This window comes from Pantoea sp. AG1095, assembly GCF_003208415.1.
GTDB lineage: Bacteria > Pseudomonadota > Gammaproteobacteria > Enterobacterales > Enterobacteriaceae > Pantoea > Pantoea leporis.
Genome location: NZ_QKMJ01000003.1, coordinates 159,128 through 173,975 on the forward strand (window position 1 = coordinate 159,128; position 14,848 = coordinate 173,975).

General features: G+C 55.4%; 15 protein-coding genes. 9 read left to right on the top strand and 6 right to left on the bottom strand.

Annotated features, from left to right (window positions below):
- Positions 1–22: 22 nt before the first annotated feature.
- Positions 23–874: a Vmh family MBL fold metallo-hydrolase gene (locus DEU53_RS09395; protein WP_110866819.1), complete on the bottom strand. Its 852-nt coding sequence runs from the start codon at positions 872–874 to the stop codon at positions 23–25.
- A 122-nt stretch (positions 875–996) separates the two neighbouring features.
- Between DEU53_RS09395 and DEU53_RS09400 the strand changes: the two genes are divergently transcribed.
- On the top strand, positions 997–1,875 hold the full coding sequence (locus DEU53_RS09400; RefSeq protein WP_110866820.1) for a LysR family transcriptional regulator: 879 nt from the start codon (positions 997–999) through the stop codon (positions 1,873–1,875).
- A 120-nt stretch (positions 1,876–1,995) separates the two neighbouring features.
- On the opposite strand, the gene DEU53_RS09405 is transcribed toward DEU53_RS09400, so the two are convergent.
- Entirely contained in the window at positions 1,996–2,766 is a 771-nt protein-coding gene (locus DEU53_RS09405) for a helix-turn-helix transcriptional regulator (RefSeq protein ID WP_110866821.1), read from the bottom strand.
- A gap of 117 nt (positions 2,767–2,883) precedes the next feature.
- On the opposite strand from DEU53_RS09405, the gene DEU53_RS09410 reads away from it, so the two are divergent.
- Together DEU53_RS09410 and DEU53_RS09415 are read left to right on the top strand one after the other, a co-directional pair.
- Entirely contained in the window at positions 2,884–3,672 is a 789-nt protein-coding gene (locus DEU53_RS09410; protein ID WP_110866822.1) for a sulfite exporter TauE/SafE family protein, read from the top strand.
- 168 nt (positions 3,673–3,840) lie between these two features.
- Positions 3,841–5,166 (top strand): HdeD family acid-resistance protein, encoded by a 1,326-nt coding sequence (locus tag DEU53_RS09415; protein WP_233501693.1) that lies wholly within the window; start codon positions 3,841–3,843, stop codon positions 5,164–5,166.
- Here DEU53_RS09415 and DEU53_RS09420 read toward each other — a convergent pair.
- Positions 5,153–5,881, bottom strand: coding sequence for a substrate-binding domain-containing protein (locus DEU53_RS09420; RefSeq protein ID WP_110866824.1), 729 nt, complete (start codon positions 5,879–5,881; stop codon positions 5,153–5,155). The two genes, DEU53_RS09415 and DEU53_RS09420, sit on opposite strands and share 14 nt — an antisense overlap.
- Positions 5,850–6,920 carry an ABC transporter substrate-binding protein gene (locus tag DEU53_RS09425; protein ID WP_110866825.1) on the bottom strand — a complete coding sequence of 357 codons (1,071 nt, stop codon included), beginning with the start codon at positions 6,918–6,920 and terminating at the stop codon, positions 5,850–5,852. Before DEU53_RS09425 ends, DEU53_RS09420 begins: the two co-directional genes overlap by 32 nt.
- A 457-nt stretch (positions 6,921–7,377) precedes the next feature.
- Here DEU53_RS09425 and DEU53_RS09430 point away from each other — a divergent pair, with 457 nt between their 5' ends.
- Together DEU53_RS09430 and DEU53_RS09435 are read left to right on the top strand one after the other, a co-directional pair.
- Positions 7,378–7,713 carry a DUF417 family protein gene (locus DEU53_RS09430; RefSeq protein ID WP_370445557.1) on the top strand — a complete coding sequence of 112 codons (336 nt, stop codon included), beginning with the start codon at positions 7,378–7,380 and terminating at the stop codon, positions 7,711–7,713.
- Between the two features lie 48 nt (positions 7,714–7,761).
- The gene (locus tag DEU53_RS09435) at positions 7,762–8,097 is read left to right on the top strand and encodes a multidrug efflux SMR transporter (RefSeq protein ID WP_008106908.1); all 336 of its coding nucleotides are present in this window, start codon (positions 7,762–7,764) and stop codon (positions 8,095–8,097) included.
- Between the two features lie 39 nt (positions 8,098–8,136).
- Here the strand turns inward: DEU53_RS09435 and DEU53_RS09440 are convergent, their stop codons facing one another.
- Complete coding sequence (locus tag DEU53_RS09440; protein WP_110866826.1) at positions 8,137–9,189, bottom strand: SDR family oxidoreductase; 1,053 nt, start codon at positions 9,187–9,189, stop codon at positions 8,137–8,139.
- 97 nt (positions 9,190–9,286) lie between these two features.
- Here DEU53_RS09440 and DEU53_RS09445 point away from each other — a divergent pair, with 97 nt between their 5' ends.
- From DEU53_RS09445 to DEU53_RS09460, 4 genes are all read left to right on the top strand, one after another.
- Positions 9,287–10,186, top strand: a complete 900-nt coding sequence (locus DEU53_RS09445; protein WP_110866827.1) for a LysR family transcriptional regulator — start codon at positions 9,287–9,289, stop codon at positions 10,184–10,186.
- A gap of 199 nt (positions 10,187–10,385) precedes the next feature.
- Positions 10,386–11,834, top strand: coding sequence for an amidase (locus DEU53_RS09450; protein WP_110866828.1), 1,449 nt, complete (start codon positions 10,386–10,388; stop codon positions 11,832–11,834).
- Complete coding sequence (locus tag DEU53_RS09455; RefSeq protein ID WP_110866829.1) at positions 11,827–13,137, top strand: cytosine permease; 1,311 nt, start codon at positions 11,827–11,829, stop codon at positions 13,135–13,137. Before DEU53_RS09450 ends, DEU53_RS09455 begins: the two co-directional genes overlap by 8 nt.
- Positions 13,130–13,837, top strand: coding sequence for a cysteine hydrolase family protein (locus DEU53_RS09460; protein WP_101761567.1), 708 nt, complete (start codon positions 13,130–13,132; stop codon positions 13,835–13,837). The genes DEU53_RS09455 and DEU53_RS09460 overlap by 8 nt, the downstream gene beginning before the upstream one ends.
- Here the strand turns inward: DEU53_RS09460 and DEU53_RS09465 are convergent.
- Complete coding sequence (locus DEU53_RS09465) at positions 13,834–14,736, bottom strand: alpha/beta hydrolase (protein WP_110866830.1); 903 nt, start codon at positions 14,734–14,736, stop codon at positions 13,834–13,836. The genes DEU53_RS09460 and DEU53_RS09465 overlap by 4 nt on opposite strands.
- Positions 14,737–14,848: the final 112 nt, after the last annotated feature.

The following is a 14,848-nucleotide window of genomic DNA, read 5'->3' on the forward strand; positions in this document are numbered from 1 at the left end:
ACTACACTCACTGAAACATTAATTACCACTTCATCTCGCCGGTATTCACTTTGGCGCTCAAATCCAATGAACTCTCCTCCGGCAGATGCGGATAAGCGGCTTTCATGGTCTCGATCACCTGCGCCGAACCTTTGTGCTGCTGCAGCGCTTTCTCAAAGGATTGCAGATAGTTAAGGGTAAAGGTGACAGCCGCATCACCCGCCGGGCGCTCGCCGAGATAATGGCCCGGAATCACCTGCTTAGGTTGCAGCTTTTGCATCTCGCTCAGCACATTGCGCCACTGCTGACGAATAGCAGGCGTTTGCGTATCGGCGGTCCAGACGTGAATGCCGGAAGCCACGCCGGTTCCCCCAAGAATCGCTTTGTTCGCCGGGATCCACACGTAAGCCGCGTAATCATTGGCGTGACGCAGTTCCAGCGTTTCACCATCAATTTTAAACGTCGTGGCATGCGTAATCTGCGGAACATATAGCTGCTTTGGCGCGCCGTCCTTCATCTGCGGCCCCCAATATGCCAGCTTGGCGGCTTTACTGGCTTCTATGTGTTTTACCACCTCCGGCGTTGCCACGATTTCTACCTGCGGGAACGCTTTTACAATCGGTTCCAGACCAAAATAGAAATCAGGATCGCCGGAGGTAATAACAATCTGCGTCAGCTTCTTGCCGCTGGCTTTGATCATCTGCACCAGCTTCTCGCCGTCTTTGGTGCTGAACTGTGCATCAAACAGTATCGCTTCGTGCGGACCAGAAACCAGCGTCGAAGAGACCGGGAAAATGCCGTTCTTCTGCGGGTTATACACGTCTAAATTGAGCGGCGCAGCGAAGGCCGGCAGGGCGGCAAAGGCCAATGCCAGCGTCAACGTTTTCATTTTCATCGAATTTTCCTTTATCCGGCACCTCGCCGTCTTTGAGGGCTTTATTGTAGAGAAATTGCTGGCTGGTAGAATTCCCGAAACTGGATATGATCAGTTTCATAAAACGATCAGATGGAGCCAACATGGACAGAGTCACGGCGGCAACGGTATTTAACCGTATTTGCGAGCTGGGCAGCTTAAGTGCCGCAGCGCGTGCGCTGGATATTTCGCGGCCGATGGTCAGCCGCTATCTGGATGAAATGGAGAAGTGGGCTGGTGCACGTTTGCTGCACCGCTCATCGCGCAAACTGACCATTACGCCCGCTGGCGAGAAGATCCTCGAAAAATCGCGCGCGCTGGTGAGATTGGCTGAAGAGATTGCCGAGCAGGGCGCGGATAGCGAACCGCACGGCACCTTGCGCGTCGCCTGCGCGCACTCCACCGCCACGCATATTCTGGGCCCGATAATTCCGGCATTTCTCGCGCGTTTTCCGGCGGTGCGTATCGAACTGGAGATCAACAATCAACTGGTGAGTTTAATCGGCGAACGCATTGATGTGGCGGTGCGGATTACCGACGATCCCGAACCTGGCGCCATTGCCCGACGTTTAGGCGAATGTGTTTCGGTGGTGTGCGCCTCGCCTGGCTATCTGCAGGCGCGTGGTGCGCCGCAAACGCCTGCCGATCTCGCACAGCATAATTGCCTGCATTACAGCCGTTTCGCCGGGCAGAGCTGGCAGTTTTCCGATGCGCAGGGCGAAATCCTTTCAGCGGCAGTGCACGGGAATTTCAGCGCCGGTATCTCGTCGGTGTTGTGTGATGCGGCGATTGCCGGTTGCGGTTTAGCGATGGTGCCGGAAATGGAGGCGCGTCACGCCCTCGACAATGGACAGCTACAAACCGTGCTGCCGGCTTATCAGCCAAAAACGCTGGCGATCTATGGCCTCTACATGTCACGCGAACGGCAACCGGCGGCGCTGCGGGCGTTTTTAGATGCGGTGCAGCAGCAGTTAACCGACTGAATTTCGACACGTATCTGTTTCAAAAGGAATAAGATTATTTTCAGTGTGTTATGCATGAGATCGTAGCCTCTAAAAGCCGAGTTTCAGCCTGAAATCGCCAAATGAGTGGTGAAACTTTGCTCAGTCATGGTCGATGTAAAATGATGGCGCCTGACCGGTGACGCGACGGAACATGGTGGAGAAAGCGGAGCTGCTGTCATAGCCGAGCGAGAGCGCCACGTCGTTAACGGATTTGCCCGCCACCAGCCACGCCAGCGCCGTCACCACGCAGGCGCGCTGTCGCCAGGCGGAAAAAGACAAACCGGTCTGCTGCAGGAAATGGCGGCGGAAGGTGCTGGGACTCATAAACAGTGTGTTGGCCCAACGATCGGCCGGGTCGTGAATGGTTGGTGCTTGTAAGAAGTTCTGGCATTGCGCCAACAGCGCCGGATGTGGCGGCAGTGGAATATCGAATTCCTGTGCAGGCATCGCCGCAAGCTCCAGCAGCAGCAACTGCATCAGAGATTGATCGCGATCGGATGCGTATAACAGCGGTAAATCAACGGCTTCAATCAATAGCTGTCGTAGCAGCGGCGAGACGCTGATGACGCGACAGCGATCGCTTTCACGCAGAGCTGCCGCACAAACCGGCTCGATATACAGACTGCGCGTAGAAACACCCACAAACTTAACGCTGTGCGCGGTGTCAGGCGGAATCCACACCGCATGCTGCGGCGGAACCACCCATTCGCCCGCCTGCGTTGCGACGTGCATCAAGCCCATAGCGCCATAAAGCAGCTGCGCGCGGCGATGGCGATGCTCTGGCAGCACAAATCTCTGCGCGTAGTCATTGCCCAGCGCCACCACGTCACGATCAATATGGTCGTATTCATCAATGTGGCTATTTCGCATCCCCGACATCCACCGCAATTTGACTGATTTGCAAGGGTAAATGAGCGCTGCGCAAATGGGAAGTGGTCAGCTTGCTGCGTAAGCTGCATCACTCTTTTCATGATGCAGAGAAAAGCGATGAACGAGCTGTTAATTATTGGGCTGGCGGGTTTTGCCACTGGAATTACCACGATGCTATTTGGCTTTGGCGGCGGTTTTGTCGTGGTGCCGTTTGTCTATCAATTGTCGTTGCAGCAGCCGTTACTGGCGGCGCAGGCGATGCATATCGCGGTGGCGACCTCGACCGCCGTGATGATTTTCAACGCCGGCTGGGCCAGTTATCAAAACTGGCGGGCGGGCAAATTGCATGATGTTCCTTTGTTGCCGCTAATTTGGTTTATCGCGCTCGGAGCGGTGATGGGATCGTGGCTGGCGGGCGTGATGAGCGACATTTGGGTGCGCAGGCTGTTTATGGTTTACATGGTGGTGACTATCGCTGATTGCCTGCTGCGGAGAGGCTTCTTTAGCCGCACTGCACTGCGAAGGTTGTCGCGGTTGACCGTCAGCGCGGGCGGCACAATGATTGGTGTGATCGCCGCCATGCTCGGCGTTGGCGGCAGCGTAATGACCGTGCCGCTGCTGCGGCGTCATGGTTATGCCATGCGCGACTGCGTCAGCGCGGCCAATCCGCTGTCGCTGCCGGTCGCCGTTTTTGGCGCGATAACTTACGCCATCAGCGGCTGGCAGCAGATTCCCGTCAGCGGTTATCTCGGCTTTATCAGCCTGAAGATATTGTTGCTGCTGGTGGTCGCCGGATTTTTAGGAATTCTTTTTGCCCGTCGCTGTATTCCGGCGGTGCCAGATGTCTGGCATGCGCGTATCTATGTGCTGCTGTTGTGCATGGTATTGTTGGCCATCGCTGTGTAAACCGGTTAATCGTTAAGCCAATTCTAAGCTTCGCCACGTACAGTGCCCTCATTGTTACAACCATCAGTAAACGAAGTCAGAATGAGAGGGCGATCGCCGAACTCCTGCAGGTTGCCCGCGTCTACAGAGCTTACTGAGCTTTGAGTTAAGCGCTGGAGTGTTCATTTGTTGCGATTACTGTTTCTGCTAATGGGTGGGCCGGCACTCAGATCCGGCTGGCCTTATCTCGCCGCGTTAGGTGTGATTTGTCTGGGGGCCAGTGCCGGGATCGTGATGGATCTGCTGCAACAAGGAACGGTCTCCTTTCCCTTGCAGCTTTTAGGCATGTTTTTGGCATTAGAGGGCGGAGCGGAAGCGTTAAATGCATTTTACGCACCTGCCGGTATCGCCTGGCCGTCACTGCTGAAATCAACGGTATTGCTGATCTTTGGCGCGCTGGTGTTTCTCGCTCCTCACGACAGCGGCGTTTGCCTTTCACTGGCATTCGCCACGGTGTTTTTACTCGATGGCGGTTTCCGCGTCATCTCATGTTGCCTGATGCGCTGTCGGCGCTGGACGCGCAAATTAACGCTCGGCTGTAGCGAGTTGGTGTTCAGCGTGCTGATTGCCACCAACTGGCCGCTATCACCGCATATGATTGTGCCGCTGTGTTTTGCGTTGTTGCTGTTGGGTTGGGGCATCAATCTGTTGGTGATGACGGCACAAATCCACGCCTTGCCCGCTAACACCAGCGTCACCGCATTGCCAATATTTACGCGTGCCGGTCTGCGTGCGCCGCACGGATTAGGCTATGTGCATCCGCCGATGAGTCAGCATGCGGTGAGCACGCCACTTAACGTCTACATCTGGACGCCGGTGGGTTCCGGCGATGTGGTGGGGCGTCGTCCGTGGTTTGATCGCTGGGTGGCAGCGATTGACCATCGCGGCGAAGTCTCTACCGGCCATACTTCGCTGGAGATGGGCGAAGAGATTTACATCAGCCTCTATCCTGCGGATGACGTTTCTCGCGATTTTCGTGGCTTCCTGAAAACGTTGCGGGCGAAAGAGGAGTTTGATGTAGAAGGTTGTTTCCTGCCTTCACTGGAGAAAGAGATCAAAGCGTGGTGTCGGCCCGACAAACGCCTGACGCTGCCTCACTACAATCAGCAGGCGCTGCGTAATTTCTGGCTCAGCAACGCCAGTGACACGCGCTATAACCTGACCTCACGTAACTGTTCCACCAGCGTGATTCAGGCGCTGGATGTCGCCACCGAAGGTCTATTGGGCGAGCGCGGTTTGCAGGGTTTATGGGTGCTGTTCAATCCTGACTTCTGGCTGTTGAGCCTGGTGCGCAGTCGCGCGGAAGGCATGACCTGGACGCCGGGATTGGTGATGGATTATTGCCTGCTGCTGCGCCAGGTTTTGGCACCGGCAGAGCGCTTGAGTCGCTATAAAAGGGCGGCGAGTTGGCTGCAGCAGCAACTTGGTAATAAGCGTTCGGCTACCGATCCGTAAACGGCATAAAACCGTGCTGCTGCAGAATCGTTTGCGCTGCTGCGGATGAGAGAAAAGTTGCAAAAGGCTGCGCGGCAGCTGAGCAGCACGCCCAGCCGTATTCGGCATGAATGTTGAAGGGCACGGGGATGTTTATCACCTGTAGCTGCGGGTAGCGCCGCAAACGCGGCGCATAGCTGGCGTAACCAATAAACATGTCAGCATGTTGCTGCTCAATTAACCATTGTGCCGCCAGCTTACCAGTAGGCATCACCAAACTATCTGTACCGCCGACCAAAGTACGCGCTTTGGCTTTCAGCATCATCCCTAATCCGGGATGGCGTTGCTCAATGTTATCAAACAGTTGCCAGGTGTAATCGCCCGAAGGATCGCAGAGCGGCGTTGAGGTCGCTAAGCGCAAATCATCCCGGCATAGCAACGATAACCAATCATCCGCTTGCGTGACATTGTCACGCTTCACTGTCAGGCACAGCATATTAGCGGCAAACAATCCTACTTCTGCTGCGCGTCCCGACAGCAACAGCGCTTTAGGATGCCGTCGATTGGCGGAAGCAAAAAAGTCGCAGGGTTCACCTGCTTCGATGCGCTGGCGCAGCAGGCCCGCCGGTCCGAAATCGGTGGTGACTTTGAGGCCGGAAAGCGCGCTAAATGCCACCACTAAATCCGGCCATACGCCGCGCAAACTACCGGCCGCCAGAATCTTCAGCGTGGTCATGATAGTGCGTCCGGTAGAAGCGCTGATACCAGCGATCGGCTTGTTGTTGCATATTGATGTCGCGGAATTTTTCCGGGTAGAGCTTTTTCGCCATCCACAGCTCTCCGAGGCCAATCGCTTCTGGCATTGGATAGCCCCACGCTTTGGCGTATTCCGGCATTAGCCATACCCGATGATTTTTCACAGCGTCAATGGTTTGCCAGCGCGCATCCTGCTGGATCTCCTGCACCACGTTGGGATAGCGATCCTGCACGAAAATCACTTGCGGATTCCACGCCACTACCTGTTCCATGCTGACCTGTTTGAAACCCTGCACGGTCGCGGCCGCGACATTGAATGCGCCCGCATGCGCCATCATCAAGCCAGTATATTTGCCCGAGCCGTAAGTGGTGAGGTCGGGATTCGCCATATAGGCACGCACGCGCTGCTGTTCAGACATATTTTTTAATCGATCGCTGATAATTTTGCGTCCGGCAAAGGCGGCATCAATCAGTTCCTGCGCCTGTTTTGGCTTGTTGACCACATTGCCAATCAGCGTGATGCCTTCCTTAATGCCGAGATCGTAAGCCTGATCTTCATTCTGCATGCTGGGATTGATTTTGCCTTGCTGACCGGCGTTATCGTGACGCAGTGAAATCGCCAGTACCGGAATGCCCAGGGCAGAAATCTGGTCGATCATCTCTTTCGGCGCATAGTTGGTGACAAACACCACCTGCGGATGCAGCGCCACCAGCTTTTCGAGATCGACATGCGTCAAATCACCGAGCATCGCTTTGTGCGTCAGTTCCGGCACCAGCTGCGCGTACCCTTCGCCCAGCTGCTGTTGCCAGTTCGCCAGGATACCGACAATTTTATCGGTAGCGTTGAGTTGTACCAGCAAGTTTAGGGTTTGATGTTGCAGCACTACCACGCGATCAATCCTGTCCGGAATTTCCACCTGACGGCCAATTTGATCGGTGACGATGCGGCTGGCATAGCTATGAAACGAGGTGAAAGTGAGTAATCCCGCCAGAATAATCCGCTTAAAAGAGGTATGCATAAAAGCTCCTGAATTCGATATGCACCGGAGTATATAGCGATTAAGTAAGCGGAGATATGGCTGTTTTTAACATCACAATACATGGCCTCATGTTTGCCAGTTAAGCCAGCGACGAGTGCGCAGGCCGAAGTCACTTTTGGTCCGGCGGTCCTCGCGCCGCTTGCGCGGTACCTTCACTTCGCTCGTCTGCCTGACGGACCGGCGGCGCGAGGACGGCCCGGGACGCAGCAGATGTGTCAGCGCCCGCTACCTATTACGACAGCGTTGAGATGTAATCGAGATCATGAACCATGACTTTATGCCAGCTCATTTCTTATTGAGCTGGCTGCATAAATCACTGAAGAGTTTATTTTGACAACAGCTAATCAAGTCTGAATTTCACGAGTGGTCTATTTCCACGCGAGCAAAGAACTGATGGTATTGCGATTATCGGTGATTATTATTTCCTGGTTTTGGTATGGCGAAGTGGTTTGAATTCGAAGTTCAGGCTCTGGAACCCATATTTACCAAAACATGGCTGAGTATTTTTCCCTACTTCCCTGGCCTGCATGGCAGCAGCTATTTTCTTGGTCTGGTTGAACTCATCACGGTTATTCTGCTTATTGCGGGTTTCAAACGTCCGGATTTAGGCATGATAGGCGCTGGATTGTTGATTCTCACCGGGTTAGTCGCGCTGAGCCTGTTACCGCAGTTAGGCGGACTCGATTCGTTTATTTTTAAAGATATTATGGTGGTGGCGATTGGTCTGACATTACTGAAGCGCGATTTAATCCGTTGGAAAAACAACCTCTAACAGCTACTCTATAACGCGTGTTTACTCTCGGGCATTTAAGAGGACTTTATGAATAATGTTTACGTGATACTGGCGATATCCATCGTCGCTGAGACGATTGCCACAACCATGATGAAGGCCTCGCAAGGATTCTCACGCCTTATTCCCAGCGTGGTTGTGGTAATAGGTTATGCCATTTCATTTTATGGATTATCTCAAGTGGTTAAACAGATGAATGTCGGCATTGCTTATTCTATCTGGGCCGGAATGGGTATATTTTTGGTGTCGGTCATGTCTTATTTTTTCTACAACCAGAAACTAGATTTCGCTGCAATGGCGGGCTTGATGTTAATCGGGTTAGGCATTGTGGTGATTCAGGTTTTCTCCAAAACCATTCTGCATTAATGAAGTAATAACAGGGAAGCACAGGCTTCCCTGTTAGCGTTAAGGAATAATGCGTGCTGCGCGTAACTGCGCAAACAGAGCAAAGAACATCTCATCCGTTGCCTGATAGCCGTTAAAACCCGCGCGCCGTATTTTACTGCCGTCACCAAACATGTCGTAATTCCAGCCAAAGACAAAATCGGCAAACTGCCCATCATTCAGCTGCAAGATATCTGACTCTATCAGCTGATGTTCTATAGCGATGGTTTGCCATAGCGCGCGGTAATCCTGAAACAGCTGAGAAAACGACAGATTCACCGCCGGCGCGCTTTCCAGTTCAAACCACCGGGCAATCGCAGGCCACAGCTCACTCCAGCGCCATAAATCGCCGTTGTTAACGTTGAAAGCTTGATTGCGCGCGCCAGGCGCATTGGCCGCCCACAGCGTGGCCTGCGCGAGTAATCCCGCATCGGTATGATCGACCATGCTGTGCCAGGCGTGCGATGAACCGGGAAAACGTAGCGGTAAGCCCTGAGATTTACACAGCGATGCGTAGAGCGCGATGCTCAGCGCCAGGTTCATGGCATTACCGGGTACCGCGCTGCCGATCACACCGGGACGCAAGGCGTGCCAGTGCCAGCTTTTACCGCGCTGAAAGTCACTTAGCCAACGCAGCTGTTGCGCATTGAATTCGGCTCCCGCGACGCCGGGATCACTTTCGCGCGCGGGCGTTTTGAACGGTCCCAGATGCGCGCCATAAACTTTGTATCCCTGCATCAAACTGACACTGCGCAACTGCGCGCTTTTATCGATGTTAACCACCAGATTGCGCAGCATCGTCACGTTGGGTTCGACCATTTCACGCCAGTTGGCAGCATTCAGCCAGGCGCTGTAGAAAATATGTGTGACCTGATTGAGCGGGGCCAGCGCCTGTGCACTGTGCTGCGCATCCAGCAGATCGACATGGATGAAAGGGATATTCTGCGTTGAGATTGCAGGCTGGCGCGTCAGGCCGATCACCTGCCAATCCTGCTGACGCAGCGTTTTTACCAACTCACTGCCGACAATGCCGGTTGCGCCCGCGACCAGCGCGACGTGATGTGTTTGCGACATGATGATTCTCCTGTGAACAAGACAGGCACAGTGTTATCTATTATTTTTATTGCTGATATCCCACTATCCAGATGCCACTTATCAGAAAAATCATTAAATGAATAATAAACTCAATGCCATCAATACCTTCATTCGCGCGGCGGAAGCCGGATCGTTTTCGGCAGCAGCGCGCCTGAGCGGGATGAAGCAATCCGCCGTGAGCCAGCAAATCGCGGCGCTGGAGGAGGAACTCGGCATCGTGTTGTTGCACCGCACCACGCGCGCGATGAAATTGACCGAGCAGGGCAAGCGATACTTACAGCAGATGCAGCCGCTGCTGGCCGCGATGCAGGACGTTGAAAGCCAGTTGCGCCCGGCGCAGCAAGCGCTGCAAGGCAGCGTGCATATCCAATTACCCAGCGGATTAGGCCAGCGCTTGCTGCCGCCTTTGCTGGCGCTGCAACGCGCGAACCCAGAACTGCATCTGACCATCGCGCTCGACGATCGCGTGGCCGAACTGGTGAGTGAAGGCGTGGATATCGCGTTGCGCCTGAGTGAAATGCCGCCGGAGATGTTTCCGGCGAGATTACTGGCGCGTATTGAAACGCCGCTGTTTGCTGCGCCTGAGCGGGTACGCGCAACACCGATTACCTCGCTGGCAGAGCTGGCCGCGCATCCGCAGGTTCGCTTTAGCGGTATCGACAAACAGGCACCGCTGCGCCTGATATCCAACCAGGAAACCGTAGCGCTAACCGTGAATACCGTGTTTCGCGCCAACAGCAGCGAAGGATTGCTGCAGGCGCTGCAGGCGGACATCGGCGTCGGCGGCATGCAGTTACCGCTGGTGCAGGAGGCATTAAAATCAGGTTCGCTGGTACGTATCTTGCCCCAATACCGTCTGCCAGACCGTTTTCTCTACGCGGTATTCCCCGATGCGCGCTTTATCCCGCGGCGCGTCAAACGTGTGGTGGAAGTGATCGAACAGGTTGTGGATGCGTTAATTCCTGCGGCTGATTAAGACGCTCTCCATTGTGGCGCATGGCTGCGCCATTTTCGTGCTTCCTATCGCAACCGCTGCATTGTAAAGAAACATAAGTATTCGATCTTGTATCCAAGAGCGTATCCCATCTGGCCTGGCCGCTAGCGCCCTCGTTTATGGAATTTTCTGGCACGCAAACTGCAACGTTTCCGATAAGTGATAAATCGGGAGTATTCGCATGTTTGATGCACTGTTGGATGAAGATGCCACTACGCTGGCGGCGTTAATCCGCGGCGGAGACGTTTCGGCGCAGGAAGTGACGCAAGCCGCCATCAATCGCATGGAGCAGCGCGAGCCGCAGATTCAGGCGTTTTGTACCGCTACGCCAAAGCTGGCGCTGCAACAGGCGGCCGCTGTTGATGCAAAACGCGCGCGCGGCGAAACGCTGGGGGCGCTGGCGGGCGTTCCGCTGGCGGTGAAAGACCTGATTTGTACCGCAGGCGTGAAAACCACTTCTGGATCGCATGCCTACGCTGATTTTGTCCCGGAAGAAGATGACATCACCGTTGAGCGCCTGCTGGCGGCCGATGCGGTGCTGCTGGGGAAAACCACCGCACCGGAGTTTGGCTATAGCGGCGTTGGGCACAATCCACTGTTTCCATCACCGCGTAATCCGTGGGATCTCTCTAAAACGCCGGGCGGATCGAGCGCCGGTTCCGGTGCGGCATTGGCGGCGCGCTTGTGTCCGATTGCGCTGGGCAGCGATGGCGGCGGTTCGGTAAGAATCCCCGCCGCGCACTGCGGCGTGTTTGGCCTGAAAGCGTCGATGGGGCGCGTACCCTTATGGCCGGGCTGTCGCGACGAGCGTTATCCCGGCGTTTCCAGCTGGGAGTCGCTGGAGCATATCGGCCCGATGACGCGTTCGGTGCGCGATAGCGCGCTGATGATGTCGGTGATGGCGGGGCCAGATATGCGCGATCGCCATTCGATTCCCTGCAACGATGTGGATTGGCTGGGCTCGCTGGATAAGCCATTGAGCGGTCTGCGCATCGCTTTCAGCGCGGATTTCGGTTACATCGCCGTTAATCCCGAAGTGCGTGACATTGTCACGCAAGCCGCGCGTCGTTTTGCCCGAGAACTCGGCGCTGAACTGGATGAAGTTGATCCTGGCATCGCCGATGAAGGTGCCACCTTTGCCGCGCTGGTGGCCTTTGAGAGCGATCTCACCGGCATGCGCCACATGCAGACTGAACTCGGCTCACGTATGTCACCGCATCTCAGCGCCATACTGCAACGCGACTGGCGCGCTGAAACTTTTACCGACGCCAATACCACACGCAAAAAGCTGTGTAATCAGATGTGGCGCTTTATGCAGCATTACGATCTGCTGCTGTCGCCGACGCTGGCGGTACCGCCGTTTCCGCTCAATATGCAGGGACCCGAGATCATCGATGGCCGCATGGTGCGCAGCGATCACTGGCTCTCATTCTGCTTCCCGTTCAATTTCACCGGCCAACCGGCGGCGTCTGTTCCTGCGGGCTTTACCGCCAGCGGATTGCCGATTGGCATGCAAATCGTGGGTCGTCATCTGGACGATGGCCTGGTGCTGGCGGCGAGTGCCGCGTTCGAGCGCATACAACCCTGGAATCACATCACACCTGTTTCAATCGGAGTTGCCCATGACTAACAAAAATTCACCGGCTTTAGAGCAGGAGTTCGAGCATGAACCGGTTCCGCTCAGCCATCGCCACTCGACGGGTTCGGTATCGGCGGTGTGGTTTGGTTTCCCGATGATCCTCACTAATGCGCTATTTGGCGGCATCATTACCTGGCATCTCGGCTTCTGGCCGGCGCTTATCGCCATTCTGCTGGGAAATCTGGTGCTGTTTGCCTATGTGGGTGCGCTGAGCTGGTTCGCCGGTAATACCGGCATGAATTTCGCGCTGCAGGCGAAACGCACCTTTGGCACCAAAGGCTACATTTTGGTTTCGGGCTTCCTTTCACCTGTGGTGATCGGCTGGTACGCCTTCCAGACCGGGTTAACCGGCACGGTGATTAATCAAACCTTTGGCTGGAATGCGCTGGCGGTGACGGCGTTTGCCATGGTGCTGTATACCGGCATCACCTTCCTCGGCGTGCGCGCATTGTCCGTGCTCGGCATGATCGCTGCGCCGCTGTTCGTGGTGTTGGGATTGGTGGCGCTGTGGCTGATCAGTAAGGATCACGATTTCAGCACCATCACGCAGTTTACCGGCAGCAGCAGCGCAGTGGGCGCGATGAGCATGGGCACCGCCGTCACCATGGTGGTGGCCGGTTTCGCCGATTCAGGCACCATGACGGCAGATTTCACCCGCTGGTCAAAAGACGGTAAATCGGCGGTGATTGCCGCGTTCTCAGCGTTCCCGGTGGCGAACGTTATCTCTTATCTGTTTGGCGTGGTGATTGTGGCGGTGGGCGCGGCGGTTGATCCGGCGAGTAACGGCGGCAACTTCCTGCCAATGCTAATGGGGCACGGCATGCTGCTGTCTGTGATTGCTTTCCTGTTTGTGTTTATCAATCTCGGTTCGGTGTGTACGCACTGCCTGTATAACGGCGCAGTCGGCTTTAGTCATCTGTTCAGCAGCAAAATGCGTCTGTGGACGGTGATCCTCGGCGTGATCGGCGGGGCGCTGGCGCTGGCTGGCGTGTGGTCCTATTTCCTCGAATGGCTGAGCTTGCTCGGCATCGTGGTGCCGCCGTTTGGCGCAGTGATGATTGTTGATTTGATCTTCATGGCCAAAATCAGCGAGCAGCGCCAATTGCGCCGTATGCGCGGCAGCGCCTTTGCCGCCTGGGCGATTGGTAGCTTGTGTGCGGTGATTGCGCATATCGCTTTCCCACAGTTCGGTGAAGCGGTGATTGGCCTGGTGACTGCTGCCGCCAGCTATACGCTGATTGTGAAACTAAAAGGTGAAAGCACAGTAACTGTGATGGAGGAAAAAAATGCCTGATTACGCCATTGATTCAACCCCTTACTCGTGGCCGTATGACGGTCGCTGCAGCCCGCAGGATACCGCATTGATCGTTATCGATATGCAAACCGATTTCTGCGGTAAGGGCGGTTACGTCGATAGCATGGGCTACGACATTGCCTTAACGCGCGCGCCTATCAAGCCGTTGCAGCAGGTGCTGGCAACGATGCGCGAGTTGGGCTTCCCGATCATCCATACGCGCGAGGGGCATCGGCCGGATTTAAGTGATCTGCCTGCGAATAAGCGTTGGCGATCCAGGCGCATGCAGGCGGAAATTGGCGCGCCGGGTCCGTGCGGGCGCATTTTGGTGCGCGGTGAACCGGGCTGGGAAATTATCCCGGAACTGGCGCCATTGCCGGGAGAAGTCATCATCGATAAACCGGGCAAAGGCTCGTTTTACGCTACCGATCTCGAACTGATTCTGCGCAGCCGCGGCATTCGCAATCTGATCATCAGCGGCATCACCACTGATGTCTGCGTCCACACCACGCTGCGCGAGGCTAACGATCGCGGTTTTGAGTGTTTGGTGTTGTCAGATTGCTGCGCGGCGACGGAGCTGAAACACCACGAAGCGGCGCTTAGCATGATCCATATGCAGGGCGGAATTTTTGGTGCCGTAGCCAGTTCGCAGACCTTGCTGGCGGGATTAATTAGCAAGCAAACGGTTGAGGTGGATTAGCTCCTTAACCACTTTTCGTAGTGCTCAGGCCACGCTATGGTCGGCGTGCCGGGCCTGCCCATACCAAATCCATGTCCGCCGCTGCTGTAGCGATGCATCTCAACCGGCACATGCTCACGCTTACAGGCGTCAGCCATAATCAGCGTGTTATGCGGATCGGAAATCGGATCGTCCTCTGCCTGCACCAGAAAGAAGGGCGGCGATTGCGGATTGACAAACTCCTGCACTGACCATGCGGCGTTTTCACTGGCGGGCGCGTGGTTACCAACCAGCATTTTGTGGGTTGAAGTGTGGGTGTAAGGCGCTTCCAGCGTGATGACGGGATAGATCAGCGCCGCGCGATCGGCCGTGGCGGGCAGGTTATCCAGGGCATCGGTTGCCCTATAAGATCGAAAATCAGCTCGCGAGACCGCCATACCAAGCAGATGCCCACCGGCAGAAAACCCCAACACGCTGACATTTTTTTCCCGTTGCCGCACCAGGCGCAGCGAGCGCTGGGCATCCTGCAGAGAAACTATCGCACCATCTTTCCAGCCTTCATGCGGTAAACGATAACTCAGCACATAAACGGTATATCCGCGCGCCGTCAGCCAGGCTGCGGCAGGCCAGGCTTCTTTACCCATTTCAATGCGCGAATAGCCGCCACCTGCGGCAATCAATACCGCGCGACCATTAGGCGAGGGCGGCGTTAATACGGTGAGTGTGGGCTGTACGATATTACGCTGCGCGCCTTTGGTTGAAATCACCAAAGCGCCAGCAGGACCGCCACCGCCCGGCGGTAAATCTGGCCATAGCGGCAAGATTTGGGTTGTTACGCGTTTCGAAGCAGCCCAGATTAGCCCGCTGCGCACTGTCAGCGTGGAAAGAGTGAGATACGACAAAAAATGGCGGCGCTCCATGGCAGCTCCTCACGAAATTGGAGGCTTATTAAAGCAGATAAATCAGCAGAAAAGATGAAGAGGGCATTGCTATGTATGAACAAATGCGACGGGACAAGCGTTAAGGTTTGTA